Below are 14046 nucleotides of genomic sequence, written 5' to 3' on the forward strand. Positions count from 1 at the left end.
TCGGGGATTGCTTCGTGCAATGACGTTTTGGAGATATTGTCGCCTGGGGAAACTTAATTACTCAAACCTAACACTCCGGCAAACTGATCGGGATATTGATCGCCAGCCCACCATCACTTGTTTCCTTGTATTTTGAGTTCATATCCAGCGCGGTTTGCCACATGGTTTTTACCACCGCATCCAGGCTTACCTTGGCTTTTTCCGGGTTGCTTTGCAGTGCCAGCTGTGATGCTGTTATGGCTTTGATAGCTCCCATGGTGTTCCGTTCGATGCAGGGCACCTGTACCAGGCCGCCAATAGGGTCGCAGGTTAGGCCGAGGTGATGTTCCATAGCAATTTCAGCTGCCATGAGTACCTGGCGCTGTGTGCCGCCCATACATTCGGTCAATGCAGCCGCGGCCATGGCGGATGATACACCAATTTCGGCCTGGCAACCGCCCATTGCTGCTGATATAGTAGCACCTTTTTTAAAGATGCTTCCAATTTCGCTTGCGGTAAATAAAAAGTTAACGATCTTTTGCTCTGTGTTTCCATCGCAAAAGGCAATGTAGTACTGCAATACGGCAGGGATCACGCCTGCTGCACCATTTGTTGGCGCGGTAACAACCCGGCCGAACGAAGCATTCTCTTCATTAACAGCCAAGGCAAAGCAGCTAACCCAGTCTAAAGTGTTTTTAAAGCTATCGCCGGTATTCCGGATGGCCGCAACCCACTCGTCATAATTGCTGTATTTATTATTGCCGATAAGCCTGGCGTTTAATTTGGCAGCCCGCCTCGCAACATTTAATCCGCCGGGTAACTGCCCGGTGGTATGACAGCCCCGGTAAATGCACTCTTTTAGTGCCCTGAAGATATTCAATGCACCCGTGCGGGTTTCCTGTTCGCTGCGCCAGGCCAGTTCGTTTTCGGCCACAACTTCTGAAATCCGCAAGCCGGTTTTGATACACCAATGCAATAGGTCTGAAGCAGTATCGATAGGGAATGGCAGATCTACCTCCGCTTTAGACTGGCCCGAATCGCCCTCCTTCACTACAAAACCACCACCTATGGAATAATAAGTTTCTGATATGGCCTTACCTGTATTTAAAAATGCCTGGAAGGTTACCGCATTTGGGTGATAAGGCAAGCTTTCATTGAACAGGAACATCAAGTCATCATCAGCATAAAAACTCACTGGCAAAATACCGCCAAGTATCAGTTGATGTGAACTTTTGATGTGTTCGATTTTAGGTGTTACCTGGTCAACCTCAAAAGTAACCGGGTCATCGCCGCTTAAACCTAATAATATAGCTATATCCGTCCCGTGCCCATGCCCGGTTTTGGCTAATGAGCCATACAATAATATCTTAACCTGCTGCACCAGCGGTAGTGCCCCCTGCTGCTCAAGCGACTGTACAAACTGCTGCGCGGCACGCCAGGGGCCAAGCGTATGCGAACTTGACGGGCCTATGCCTATCTTAAACATGTCAAAAACCGAAATCTGTTCTCTTTGCATCAAGGTCAAAATTAAACATTATTACAATTAAAGGCTATGTAATAAATCCGTTGTCACTAATCGTTTTGATAGAAAAAATTTATATTTTGCGGTGAACTTAAACAAATAATAACCTTAAAACTTAAACACTAAACAAAACTTATGGATTCTTACACTTCTTCTTCCGACATGTCGGGCACTATGATTGGTGCGTTAATGGGGGCGATTTTGATACCGGCACTTATTGTTGGTTTAATATCTATTATCAGTATGTGGAAGATTTATACCAAAGCCGGCAAACCGGGTTGGTCAGCAATTATTCCTATCTACAGCACTATTGTATGGCTTGAAATAATTGGCAAGCCTATGTGGTGGCTTGCTATATTATTGCTTGTGCCATGCGCCAATATTATTTTTGCCATTTGGATGGTGAACCTGCTAAGCAAAAGCTTTGGTAAAAGCGAAGGTTTTACTGTTGGCCTGCTCATTTTACCTTTTATATTTTTCCCAATACTGGCGTTTAGCAGCGCACAATATTTAGGCCCATCAGCCAAAGAAGCGCAAGGTAGGTCATTCAACCCGAATGATTACCGCGATCCATTCAATAATCAGAACAATCCACCTCCACAAAATTATTAATGTGGTTAAACAATATCATGATATATGCATCCTGCAGTCAGCTTGGTTTTATCCACTGGCTGCAGGGGCATTTATTGCCCTGTCCTTTTAAATATCTTACTGGCATTGATTGCCCGGGCTGCGGTTTTCAGCGCTCGGTTATAGCCCTCATCAGGGGCGATCTTCAAAAAAGCTTTCTGTTATATCCTGCAGCAATTCCGCTGATCCTGTTTTTTTTATACGGCATTGCCGACAGGCTTTTTAAACTCGATAATGAAAAAGCCATTATCAAGAAAACAGTCTTCATGATAAACGGCAGTATTGTGCTCATTAGCTATTTTTTAAAAATGTGGCACCTGTATGGTCACGTGGCTTATTGATAAGGCTCAGACATGGCGCTTACATGGCTGTAATCTTTAATAATGGCCTGTAAAAATTGCAGGTCGTTCATTTCGGAAGGTAATGTGGCTATTTTGAGATGTTCTTTCAGCTTCACCGCCATGTTGTATACTACCATAGCGTTGTGTGTTTTCATATAATTGTGCACAACGTCGGCAATTAACCGTACATCATCATCATGCAATTCGGCCACCTCTTTAAATATGGGTTCATAACCATCATCTGATGGTCTGAATGTTAAACTGTCTATCTTGGTACGAGGGTGTGTTTTTACCATAACTGTTCCGGCAACCAGGTCACCTATACGCTGGCCATTTTCGGTTACCAGTGCGCAAAGCAGCGCGCCAAGATTAAGGGTAATGCCAAAATCAACCATTCGCATCAGCCATCTTAACAGGTATTGACCAAAACGGGGACGGTTGCCATCAAGGCTGATCACCCGGATCTTCATAACACGTTTGCCAACGCTTTGGCCGTTAAGCAGGGTTTCGCAAAGCAAATCATAAAATATAAACACCACTGCCATGATAATTCCACATATGATCAGCGCAGTTTGTGGCATTTTACCTATGATCAGAAAAATAAAGATGAAATAGAAAGCTATGAAAATGGCGTAGTCGATTATCCGGCCAACTATACGTTCACCAAGTCCGGCAATCTCATAGTCTATATCAATATTTTGTGTTGTGTGTACGGTTATGGTTTGCATCTTAACAAAGATATATTTGTTGATGTAAATTATGATTGCATATTAAAGATTTGTGAGTATTTTAACAAAAAATATAACCTGCTTTCAAAATGCGTGAGGCGCTGTTTATCAAACAAAATACCGAAAAATGGAAGGCCTATGAAATCGATAAGCCAACCGACCCGGACGAGCTTGCGGCCGCATTTATAGCTATTACCGACGACCTGGCCTACGCCAAAACTTTCTTCCCGCAGTCAAACACAACAAAGTACCTCAACGGGCTTGCATCAACCTTTCACCAGGATATGTACAAAAATCAAAAGGAAAAAAGCAACCGGTTTGCCATTTTCTGGCGGTACGAATTGCCATTGCTGTTTTTCCGGCACCGTAGGCAGTTATTATATTCGCTCATCTTTTTTGTGATTTTTACCTGCATGGGTGTTCTTTCAGCAAAATATGACAATCATTTTGTGAGGCTTATCCTTGGGGATGACTATGTGGATATGACCAATGATAACATTGCTAAAGGCGACCCTTTCGGCGTGTATAAAAGCAGCTCATCAGGCTTGATGTTTTTGATGATAGCGGCCAACAACGTATATGTTGAACTCCGCTTTTTTGTGATGGGCTTATTTTTCTCCGTAGGCTCGTTGTATGCCAGCTTGATGAACGGGGTTATGCTTGGCTCGTTCCAATATTATTTTTTTAGCAAAGGGCTGGGGATTCAATCCATACTCGTGATCTGGATCCACGGCACGCTTGAAATGTCGTCGTTTATTGTGGCCGGAGGCGCAGGGCTGGTACTTGGTAACAGCTTGTTATTTCCAAAAACATATACCCGGTTGCAATCATTAAAAAAGGGAGCGCTTGAAGGGTTAAAAATAACAGTAGGCCTCATCCCTATTATACTATTGGCAGCCTTTTTTGAAAGCTTTGTAACACGCCATACCGAAATGCCGGTTTGGTTAAGTATTATTATATTAGCCTCATCATTACTATTCATGATATGGTATGTGATACTTTATCCGGCAAAATTGAATAAAAACCTAAGCTATACTAATACCGATCATTAAATGAAATATATTGTTGAACTGAGGCGGATCCGTGATTTCGGCGAAATAATAAATGATACCTTCACTTTTCTGAAACAGAATTTTAAGCCGCTTTTTGCGTCATTACTTGTTATTTGCGGCTTTTTTGTGTTGATTGGTACGGTTACAACAGCGTTTTCACAACTGTCTGTCTTTGATAGCCTTGATCCTGGCACCAGGGGAGATTATAACAATACACTTAAAGTAGGTTTAAGTGCCGCAGCTAATGGTTTTGTGATGTTGCTGGCGCAGTTTTTTGTATATCTTACTACCTTATGCTTTGTTGCCGTTTATCTCGAAAAAAAAGGGGGAAAGCCAACCGCACAGGAGGTTTGGGGGTATTTTAAATATTACTTCTTTCGTTCATTGGGAAGTGGGTTATTGTTATTTATATTGCTCATTTTCGGCTTTTTGTTTTGCATAATACCTGGTATATACCTCACCCCTATATTTTACCTCATTTTGCCTACCATGATCATGGAAAATGCCTCGTTTGGATATTCTTTTAACAAAGGTTTCAGGCTTATAAAAGATCACTGGTGGGTGGTTTTCGGGATCATATTTGTTTGCTCACTGATAGTAAGCATAAGTAACTCAATTGCCAGTGTACCTTTGATGCTTGTCGCATCAGTAAGGATCCTGGTTTCTTTCAAATATCTTTCAATTGCCGCGGTGATATTTTTCAGCATGCTTCAAAATATTTTATTGCTTACTTACGCCATCCCAACCATTGCCATCGCTTTATGCTATTTCAGTCTTGAAGAAAGAAAAGACGGCACGGGAATATTGGGCCGCATAGAAGCATTTGGTACAAACCCCGATAAGGCCGACGACCTGCCTGCCGAACAATATTAATTAAGTTATGCCTAAGCCGCTACTGATCATATTGATACTGTTGTGCTTTGCACTTAACCCTGCAGTGGCCAAAATTAATGGAAAGGCTATATCCGTAAAGGTCGACAGCACTTCTAAAAAGAAGCCTGCAGTTGTGCGTATGGATAGCTCAAAGGTTAATGTGCGCCGTTTTAAGGAGAGTGCGCTTGATAAATACCGGACCGACAGGGACTATCAATACAATGATAAGGGAGGGGAACAAGGGCTGTCTTTCTGGGACCGGTTTTGGAATTGGTTTTGGCAAAATTTGTTTGGCAGCCTAAGAATAAGTCCCGGTTTTGGAACTTTCCTAAAATACTTCTTTTTGATACTGGCTGTAGGTGCCATCATTTTCTTCATCATGAAACTTTTGGGTATGGATATGGGCAACCTGCTGCTGAGCAAGTCGCGCAAAACGCCGCTGGCCTATACCGAATCCACAGAGAATATTCATGAAATTAATTTTGACGAGGAGATTGAAAAAGCTATTGCCAGTCATAATTACCGGCTGGCTGTTCGCCTGCTTTACCTGCGGAGCCTGAAACAGCTTAGTGACAACGGCCTTATACAGTGGCAGCCTGAAAAAACCAATTCGGTTTATGTATATGAACTTAATAATCCGTCGGTACGGCAGTCTTTTGTATCGCTAACCAGGCAGTTTGAATATGTATGGTATGGCGGGTTTAATATTGATGGTGCTGCCTTTGGTAATATTAACCAGTTGTTTCAAAACTTTAAAAAGCAACTGTTATGAAGGACCTAAAGATCTATTTTATAATAGCCACTACCCTGTTTGCCATTTACATCATAGCAAACCTGAATAAACCCCAAGAAGTTAACTGGACGCCAACTTTCAGTAATGCAGATAAGATACCATATGGTACAAGGGTGCTTTATGACCGTGCGGGGGATATTTTTCCAGGCTCGGCAATCAAACCTAAGCGTGATCCTATCTATAACACCATTACTGAAGATTCGATCAAAGCATCATCGTACATTATCATAGCTGCAAGCCTTAATATTACCACTCCCGATTTTAAACAGCTTAAAAAATATTTAGCTGCCGGTAATGACGTTTTTATCGCCGCAGGATTTTTGGGTACCGATATTGAAAAAGAACTTAAAATAAAAATTGCCAATAAGTTTGCTGTTAACGGAAGCAACCACACCTTAATACATTTTGTAAACCCGGCTTTATCGCCCGAAGTGAATTACTTTGTTGATAAAGGAATAACTGCAGGCTATTACGACAAATTTGATACCACACGTGCTGTAGTTATTGGTGAAACGGACGATCATAAAGCCAACTTGCTGAAATACCCGATAGGCAAGGGAAATTTGTACTTAACGCCTAATCCCGGCATGTTTACTAATTATAGTCTGCTGAAACCGCAGGGGGCCGAATGGGCCTCTACAGCTTTATCTATGGTAAAGAAAACACCGGAAATAGTTTGGGACGAATATTATAGCCAGGGTTCGGGGGAGGATGATTCGCCGATGCGGGTATTCCTGGGGAATGCACAGTTAAAAGCTGCTTACTATCTTGCTTTGTTTAGTCTGCTCATCTTTGTACTGTACGAAATTAAAAGGCGTCAGCGGATCATCCCTGTCATTAAACCGCTTGAAAACTCTACGGTTGATTTTGTTAACGTAGTAGGGCAGGTTTACTATGAGCGAAGGGATAATATTAATATTGCCCGGAAGAAGATGCAGTATTTCTGGGCTTATGCCCGCGAAACCTACCGGCTAAAGACTAACCGTCCCGGTCCCGAGTTTGTAGAAGAACTGGTTAACCGCACCGGTGTTGCTGAAGATCTCGCCCGTGGATTATCCGGTGTATTTATTTTTATCAGCACCCATGATATTGTAACCGATCAGGAGCTTATCAGGCTCAATCAACTTATTGAACAATTTTATAACCAATCCAGGTAAATATGGAAAACGAATTTTTTGAACAGCGTACCGATCTTACCAAACTCAGCAAAGCTGTCGAGCAAATAAAAGCTACGTTGGCAACCATTATTGTAGGTCAGCATGATTCTATCGATTTGCTTATTGCCGGGATTCTGGCCGATGGGCATATTCTTATTGAGGGTGTACCAGGCGTTGCTAAAACACTTACGGCAAAGCTTATTGCTAAAACTATTGATGCCCGGTATTCACGCATCCAGTTCACGCCGGATCTGATGCCATCGGATATATTGGGAACCTCTGTTTTTAATCCTAAAACAACCGAATTTGAATTTAAGCAGGGGCCGATATTCGGGAATATTATCCTGATAGATGAGATCAACCGTGCACCGGCAAAAACGCAGTCGGCTTTGTTTGAGGTAATGGAGGAGAGGCAGCTTACTATTGATGGGCACCGCTATAAAATGGAAGAGCCTTTTACTGTTTTCGCTACACAGAACCCGGTTGAGCAGGAAGGTACTTATCGTTTACCCGAAGCTCAGCTGGACAGGTTTTTGTTCAAAATAGAAGTGAAATATCCTACATTGGAAGAAGAAATAGCTATCCTGAGCCGTCAGCATCAGCAAAAAACTACCGATCAGCTTAGCCGGATCCAGCCAACATTGTCAGCCGCCGATATTAACGAGCTACGCCAGCAGGTGAGGGCATTACATGTTGAAGATAAAATATTAGAGTTTACAGCGAAGATCATTCACGAAACGCGTAACAGCAAATCCTTGCAGCTGGGCGGTTCACCACGTGCATCCCTGGCTATTGTGAACGGCGCCAAGGCGCTTGCTGCTACGAGGGGCCGTGATTTTGTTACGCCCGATGATATTATTTATGTTGCTGCGCCCGTGTTACGTCACCGTATTATGCTAACACCTGATAAGGAGATGGAAGGCGTAACTCCCGACGAGGTGATAACCCAGGTAATACAAAAAATTGAAGTGCCACGATAGTAAAGCGCGTGAAAAAACTATACGGATTATTTTATACCAACCTGTTTTTAACTAACCGTTTATTCGGTGCGGTTGCGGCCTGCGTGGTGTTGTATTTGCTTTCGTTTTTCTTTCCCTGGTTGGGTATTATACCCGATATAGCTTTTTACGCACTGCTGGTGCTGCTGCTCACCGACCTGTTCATCATTTACCGCATAGCCGATGGCGTATTTGCCAAACGACTTGCCCCCGAACGCCTGAGCAATAGCGATGAGAATGAGCTGAGTATTTACATCGAAAACAGGTATGGCTTCAGGATCAACGCCGGTATTATTGACGAGATCCCCACACAGTTTCAAAAACGGGATGTTTGGTTTGCTACTACACTTGCCCCAGGCGAACGTAAGCAGATCAATTATATGCTGAGGCCAACACGTCGCGGTGAATATGAGTTTGGTTTTATCCGGGTATTTGTACGTTCGGCCATTGGCCTGGTATCTAAACGACATAATTTTGAACAGGCCGAAACTTTGCCTGTTTACCCTTCGTTTTTACAGATGCGTAAGTATGAGTTGATGGCCATTTCAAACAGGCTTACTGATATCGGCATTAAAAAGATCAGGAAGATTGGCCACAGTATGGAGTTTGAACAGGTAAAGGCGTATGTTACGGGCGATGACTACCGTACCATAAACTGGAAAGCTACAGCCCGGCGCGGCGACCTGATGGTAAACTCTTATACCGACGAAAAATCACAGCATGTTTACTGCATCATTGACAAGTCGCGGGCTATGCGGATGCCTTTTGAAGGGCTTAGCTTGCTGGATTATGCTATTAACGCCAGCCTCGTACTTTCCAACGTAGCCTTGCTTAAAGAAGACAAAGCCGGGCTGATCACTGTAGGGGAAAAGATAGGTTCGGTAGTCCCTGCCGACAGGAATTATGCACAGCTTAACAGGATCCTTGAGGTTTTATATAAGGAGAAGACCCGTTACCTTGAAACCAATATGGAGGCGCTTTATACTACAACGCGTCTGGTATTAAAGCAACGCAGTTTGGTAGTGTTTTTTACCAACTATGAAAGTCTCCCCGCATTGCAACGACAACTGCCATTTTTACGGCGCATAGCTAAGTTTCATTTATTATTGGTAGTCTTCTTTGAAAATACCGAGTTAAAAACCCTGGGCGAACAACCGGCCAAAGATGTTGAAGGCATCTATATAAAAACCATTGCCGAAAAGTTTGCTTACGACAAAAAGCTTATGGTAAAAGAACTGGCCAGCTACGGGATCCAGTCGATATTAACAGCACCACAGAACCTTACTATCAATACGGTAAACCGTTACCTGGAAATAAAGGCCAAGCAGAAAATATAGTTTTTTGAGAGTCAAGAGATCAGGAATCAAGAGAAAAGAAAAAGAATAAACAAGAAAGCCCCAAAAGATAATTCTGTTGGGGCTTTCTTGCTTCTTGACTTCCTGCTTCTATTCTTTCCTGCTTCTGTAATTTCTTGTCTCTTGAATCTTGTCTTCTTGTATCTAATATCAAAATCCCGGCTTAGGGAAATTAATACCGCCTATTGCAAGCTCTTTCAGCATTTGCTCCTGCAGGTTTATTTTGGCGTTGAGGAAATTGGCCGGATCAACCCAAACGTTAATGGTAAACCTAACACAATCGTTATCCAGGCTGATAACGCCTACGCGTGCGGCCGGATCATGCAGGATATCATTATTGGCATTTACAACGTTGGTCATGATAGCCTTTGCTTTTTCCATATCATTGTTATAGCCTACACGCATTTCAAAATCAAGGCGGCGACGGCCTTCGCGGGTTATGTTTACAATAACCTCGTTAAACAGCTTTCCGTTAGGGATGATCACGGTTTTGTTATCGGCTGTAATGAGCACAGTATAAAACATTTGTATAGATACCACCCGGCCATCCTGCCCCTGGGCTACAATGCTGTCATCAAGTTCGAATGGTTTTAGTAAGAGGATCAATACACCACCTGCAAAGTTTTGAAAGGTACCGGATAAGGCTAAACCCGCTGCCACGGAGAAGGCGCCTATAATGGTGGTGAAAATGGTCATTTCCCAGCCTATGATGTTCATTACCCATATCACGAGTAGTACATACATGGCGGTAATGGTAAGACTTAAAAAGAAGGGTTGCAGCGATGAGTGTATCCCGCGCCTGGCCATACGCGTACGCAAACGGTTACGCAGCCATTTAATAAACCAAATACCAATGAAAAATATGATTATTCCACCTAAATAATTGGGCCCGCGGTGTATAAGCCAAGTGTGGAATTCTTTGTAAAATTCGTCCAGTTTCATAACTGGGCGCAAAGGTAATAATTATCTGTTAACTGTACAGGGAAACGAAGAGCTCGGGGCCCTTGAATAGCATCCATTCAACGAGGGTGCTTTGTATTTGTTTAGTTTTTTGAGATAGACGTTTCATGACCTGCATTATTCAAATCCTGTGCCTGTTTGGCGCTGTATCAGATTTGTTATGCAAAATTACAGATTAACAGATGCCTAATATTCAGAAATTAATCAAATGATTAACAAATGACTGTTGATTTACCTTAGCATGACTATAACAGGTTCTTTTAAAGCACAAAACCCTGTATGCAAAAGCATACAGGGTTTTGAATAGTATATATTTTGGTACACCCGTTTCCGGATGCGGAGGTATTACATCATACCACCCATGCCGCCACCCATTGGTGGGCCACCAGCTGGAGCATCTTCAGGATCATCAGCCAATACAACTTCTGTTGTTAACAACATAGCTGCAATTGAAGCTGCGTTTTCTAAAGCTACACGACCTACTTTAGTTGGGTCAATAACACCTGCAGCAATCAGGTTTTCATATTTATCGGTACGTGCGTTGTAACCAAAGTCGGCAGTGCCTTCTTTAACTTTTTGCACAACGATTGAACCTTCAATACCAGCGTTTTCGCAGATCTGACGTAGAGGCTCTTCGATAGCACGACGGATAATCTGGATACCAGTGTTTTCGTCTTCGTTATCACCTTTAAGGTCAGCTAAAGCAGCAACCGCACGGATGAAAGCAACACCACCACCAGCTACGATACCTTCTTCAACAGCGGCACGTGTAGCGTGTAAAGCGTCGTCAACACGGTCTTTTTTCTCTTTCATTTCAACTTCGGTAGCAGCACCAACGTAAAGTACAGCAACACCGCCAGATAATTTGGCTAAACGCTCCTGTAATTTCTCGCGGTCGTAATCAGAAGTTGTTGATTCGATTTGTGATTTGATCTGGCTAACACGGCCTTTGATCTCTTCTGCAGAACCAGCACCATTGATGATAGTAGTATTATCTTTGTCGATAACGATTTTCTCAGCAGTGCCTAAGTAGCTAAGGTCAGCGTTCTCTAATTTGTAACCTCTTTCTTCAGAGATCAAAGTACCACCAGTTAGGATAGCGATATCCTCTAACATAGCTTTACGACGATCACCAAAGCCCGGAGCTTTAACAGCAGCAACTTTCAGTGAACCGCGGATCTTGTTAACTACCAAAGTAGCTAAAGCTTCGCCATCAAGATCTTCAGCAATGATCAATAATGGTTTGCCTGTTTGTACTTGTTTTTCAAGGATTGGAAGCAATTCTTTCATCGAAGAGATCTTCTTATCGTAGATCAGGATGTAAGGATTTTCCAACTCAACTTCCATTTTATCAGCGTTGGTTACGAAGTATGGAGAAAGGTAACCACGGTCAAACTGCATACCTTCAACAGTTTTAACTTCAGTTTCAGTACCTTTTGCTTCTTCAACAGTGATCACACCGTCTTTACCAACTTTAGCCATAGCTTCAGCGATCAATGAACCGATAACCTCGTCATTGTTAGCAGAAATAGAAGCTACTTGTTTGATTTTGTTATTGTCTTCACCTACAGTTTGTGACTGAGCTTTTAAATTCTCAACAACAACTATAACAGCTTTGTCAATACCGCGTTTTAAATCCATTGGATTTGCACCGGCAGCTACGTTTTTAATACCTGCGGTTACAATGGCTTGCGCTAAAACGGTAGCAGTAGTAGTACCATCACCTGCAATATCGGCAGTTTTTGAAGCTACTTCTTTAACCATTTGTGCACCCATGTTTTCAAGGGCGTCTTTTAATTCAATTTCTTTAGCTACAGTAACACCGTCTTTAGTGATGGCTGGTGAGCCAAATTTTTTGTCGATGATTACGTTACGGCCTTTAGGACCTAAGGTTACTTTAACTGCGTTAGCAAGGATATCCACACCGCGTTTTAAGGCGTCGCGTGCTTCAACATTGTATTTAACTTGTTTTGCCATGATTTTTAATTATTGAATTATTGAATTAGCGAATGAGTGATTGATTTCGCATCCAATAATCTATTTTTTTGATTTTTTTGGTTTTGAACCGGTGGGTTTGAACAGGAATAAATCACTAATTCAATAACTCACTAATTCACTAATTGATTAAAGAACCGCGTAAATGTCGGTTTCGCGCATAATTAAGTACTCTTTACCTTCGTAAGAAATTTCAGTACCGGCATATTTACCATATAAAACCTGGTCACCAACCTTTACGGTTAAAGGCTCATCAACTTTTCCCTGTCCTACAGCAACTATAGTTCCACGCTGAGGTTTTTCTTTTGCAGTATCAGGAATAAAGATACCTGAAGCGGTCTTCTCTTCGGCAGCTGCAGCTTCCACCACAACCCTGTCGCCGATAGGTTTAATGTTTAATGACATAGTTATAACTGTTTATTTTTATTAAGTTTTCAGTCCAATATGCAGCATCAATTATGCCAAGTGAGCATTATGGCAAGTATTGACAGGTTAAACTGTTTTAATGTCAGCAAAAGGTTATTTGCGTTTTGCGGCTTAACAATTTTTTAACCTGATGATGTCAGGATGTCAGTATGACTTAAGGATGACGGTAGGGATGATGCTTTTAAAAAAGTGTCATTTCGATAGAGCATGGGGAGGAGTGCGTGGTAGGGCGAAAGAGAAATCCTGTACGCTTTGCAGAGCGATAATGTATGATTTATACAGGGCGTATAAGATTTCTCCTCACTGCCCACGCGTATTCCCTCACCTGTTCGTCGAAATGACAATCAGTTTTATTGGTCGGGAGCGGTTAAGAAAGAATGTTGTATCTGAACGAGTCTTAAGCCGTCTTCCTCGCCGCAGATAATTTCTTCAATTCATCCTTGGCCTTAGCAAACCATATCTTATTGCTTTTGCGTTCAACAGGGCTCAAATGCGCCTGCTCATTAAGCATATCAGTGAAAATTTGCCATGCTTCCTCATCACGGCCAGCGCGGCTAAGGAATAGGCCATATTCATAACGGGGCTCAAAGTAGGAGTAGCGGCCTTTCATTAATTTAAATTCATTTTCGGCCTGCTCTGCCTGGTAAGTAAATTCAAGCGATTTGGCATAAAGAATATGCGCTTTCGAGCGGGCAAACTGGGGCAACTTGTACAGTTTTTTGGCAATAGGGATCACCTCATTATACTGACCTTTTGCAAAGTAAGCCACAATTAACTGTGCCATTACATGTTCATTTTCGGCAAAGGCGCCGGTAAGGCTGTTTTTATAAATTTCAAGAGCTTTATCTGTAAGGCCAGCTTCAAGATAGGCATCTGCCAATTTTACACGGTTAGCAAAGGTATCTGTAAACCTTACCTCCTCTTCAAGGCGTTTAATTTTTGCTCCGGGGTTTATTACTGCTTCTACATTGATCTTGGGTGCGCGGATACCACGGTTGGAAAGCATCTCGCTGTAGATATAATAAAGGCTGCCGAATACCGGTAATACAAAAATTATCCAAAGCCATCTTTGCTGCGTGCCACGCCTTATAGAATGTATCGCACAAATTGCATCTAAAATAAAGACGATATAATAATAATTGCCGCCGCCGAAGTACATGCCTGTTTATGATATAAGATTTAGTAATATCCAAAAATAAAGAAAATACAGCTTTAAACAATGCTGTTTATAGCTGTA

The 14046-nt window shown here is 42.4% G+C and carries 14 protein-coding genes; 8 read left to right on the plus strand and 6 right to left on the minus strand.

From position 1 onward, the window contains the following. Positions 1-67: 67 nt before the first annotated feature. Positions 68-1495 (minus strand): L-serine ammonia-lyase, encoded by a 1428-nt coding sequence (locus AC1DUD_RS01715; protein WP_477370728.1) that lies wholly within the window; start codon positions 1493-1495, stop codon positions 68-70. Between the two features lie 141 nt (positions 1496-1636). Here AC1DUD_RS01715 and AC1DUD_RS01720 point away from each other — a divergent pair, with 141 nt between their 5' ends. Both AC1DUD_RS01720 and AC1DUD_RS01725 read left to right on the plus strand, forming a co-directional pair. After that, positions 1637-2113 carry a DUF5684 domain-containing protein gene (locus AC1DUD_RS01720; RefSeq protein ID WP_477370731.1) on the plus strand — a complete coding sequence of 159 codons (477 nt, stop codon included), beginning with the start codon at positions 1637-1639 and terminating at the stop codon, positions 2111-2113. 17 nt (positions 2114-2130) lie between these two features. Then, the gene (locus tag AC1DUD_RS01725) at positions 2131-2472 is read left to right on the plus strand and encodes a DUF2752 domain-containing protein (RefSeq protein WP_477370734.1); all 342 of its coding nucleotides are present in this window, start codon (positions 2131-2133) and stop codon (positions 2470-2472) included. Here the strand turns inward: AC1DUD_RS01725 and AC1DUD_RS01730 are convergent. Then, a complete protein-coding gene (locus tag AC1DUD_RS01730) occupies positions 2466-3200 on the minus strand; it encodes an RDD family protein (protein ID WP_477370737.1) in 735 nt (244 codons plus the stop codon). The genes AC1DUD_RS01725 and AC1DUD_RS01730 overlap by 7 nt on opposite strands. Before the next feature lie 89 nt (positions 3201-3289). On the opposite strand from AC1DUD_RS01730, the gene AC1DUD_RS01735 reads away from it, so the two are divergent. Genes AC1DUD_RS01735 through AC1DUD_RS01760 form a run of 6 tightly spaced genes read left to right on the plus strand, consistent with a single transcriptional unit; the run spans position 3290 to position 9410 of the window. Then, on the plus strand, positions 3290-4252 hold the full coding sequence (locus AC1DUD_RS01735; protein ID WP_477370740.1) for a stage II sporulation protein M: 963 nt from the start codon (positions 3290-3292) through the stop codon (positions 4250-4252). Continuing rightward, entirely contained in the window at positions 4253-5125 is an 873-nt protein-coding gene (locus tag AC1DUD_RS01740) for a hypothetical protein (RefSeq protein WP_477370743.1), read from the plus strand. A gap of 7 nt (positions 5126-5132) precedes the next feature. Next, positions 5133-5897 carry a DUF4129 domain-containing protein gene (locus tag AC1DUD_RS01745; protein WP_477370746.1) on the plus strand — a complete coding sequence of 255 codons (765 nt, stop codon included), beginning with the start codon at positions 5133-5135 and terminating at the stop codon, positions 5895-5897. Continuing rightward, positions 5894-7075, plus strand: a complete 1182-nt coding sequence (locus tag AC1DUD_RS01750; RefSeq protein WP_477370749.1) for a DUF4350 domain-containing protein — start codon at positions 5894-5896, stop codon at positions 7073-7075. Before AC1DUD_RS01745 ends, AC1DUD_RS01750 begins: the two co-directional genes overlap by 4 nt. Positions 7076-7077: 2 nt before the next feature. Further along, positions 7078-8055, plus strand: coding sequence for an AAA family ATPase (locus AC1DUD_RS01755; RefSeq protein WP_477370752.1), 978 nt, complete (start codon positions 7078-7080; stop codon positions 8053-8055). 8 nt (positions 8056-8063) lie between these two features. Further along, positions 8064-9410 carry a DUF58 domain-containing protein gene (locus AC1DUD_RS01760; RefSeq protein ID WP_477370755.1) on the plus strand — a complete coding sequence of 449 codons (1347 nt, stop codon included), beginning with the start codon at positions 8064-8066 and terminating at the stop codon, positions 9408-9410. A gap of 168 nt (positions 9411-9578) precedes the next feature. Here the strand turns inward: AC1DUD_RS01760 and AC1DUD_RS01765 are convergent, their stop codons facing one another. The 4 genes from AC1DUD_RS01765 to AC1DUD_RS01780 all read right to left on the minus strand — a co-directional run bounded on the left by AC1DUD_RS01765 (position 9579) and on the right by AC1DUD_RS01780 (position 13815). Further along, complete coding sequence (locus tag AC1DUD_RS01765; protein WP_477370758.1) at positions 9579-10370, minus strand: mechanosensitive ion channel family protein; 792 nt, start codon at positions 10368-10370, stop codon at positions 9579-9581. A 363-nt stretch (positions 10371-10733) separates the two neighbouring features. Continuing rightward, complete coding sequence (gene groL / locus AC1DUD_RS01770; protein ID WP_330862153.1) at positions 10734-12365, minus strand: chaperonin GroEL; 1632 nt, start codon at positions 12363-12365, stop codon at positions 10734-10736. Positions 12366-12512: 147 nt separating this feature from the next. After that, positions 12513-12788 (minus strand): co-chaperone GroES, encoded by a 276-nt coding sequence (locus AC1DUD_RS01775; protein ID WP_121233304.1) that lies wholly within the window; start codon positions 12786-12788, stop codon positions 12513-12515. Positions 12789-13206: 418 nt separating this feature from the next. Beyond that, a complete protein-coding gene (locus AC1DUD_RS01780; protein WP_477370764.1) occupies positions 13207-13815 on the minus strand; it encodes a PLDc N-terminal domain-containing protein in 609 nt (202 codons plus the stop codon). Positions 13816-14046: the final 231 nt, after the last annotated feature.

This window comes from Mucilaginibacter sp. P4_A11 (assembly GCF_056402535.1).